This window comes from Vibrio sp. 1288 (genome assembly GCF_033344475.1).
This window is the reverse complement of record NZ_JAWPOX010001042.1, coordinates 1-534: the sequence shown is the minus strand read 5'-3', so window position 1 is coordinate 534 and position 534 is coordinate 1. Positions and strand designations below refer to the sequence as shown.

General features: G+C 46.6%; 1 protein-coding gene. It reads right to left on the bottom strand.

Annotation, left to right across the window (positions count from 1 at the left end):
• Positions 1 to 151: 151 nt before the first annotated feature.
• Positions 152 to 534 (bottom strand): LysM peptidoglycan-binding domain-containing protein (locus R8O11_RS30805; RefSeq protein WP_318195333.1); only part of this gene is annotated, 383 nt, incomplete at its 5' end.

Here is a 534-nt window from a genome sequence, read left to right as displayed (position 1 = left end):
GAAAAGTACGCGCCCCAAAATAGGAATGGGCTTAGCATCAAAAAGATGAAAGGTTGCCATCCCCAACCACCACGCTGATAAAGCGCAAGAAAACAAGAGGTTGGAGAACGGAATATATCCAACAACATTACGAGTGGGTTACTTGACGGGTTCATACACTTACCTTAGTTACATCTACGTACAGCTTAAGTTTTTGACCCGGTTTTAGGTACTTCTGCTTATGCAGCGAGTTCCATTTTACGATGTCGTTGCTCTTCACCTTGAATTTGCTTGCGATGCCACTGATGGTGTCGCCAGAGCGAACGTTGTAGAACACGGTACGAATCACGGCGCCTTGGTCTGATTTTTTCCAAATCACCAGCTTTTGACCGACGCGCAGGGTATCTTTTGGTCCCATGCCGTTCCATTTTGCTAGCGATTGGTGTGAAACCTTGTTGTCACGAGCGATAGACCACAAACTTTCACCCGATTGCACAACGTGTGACAGTTTCAGCTGGCCACGAGCTTGCGATTGCGTTTTGTTCAAACGGTTTT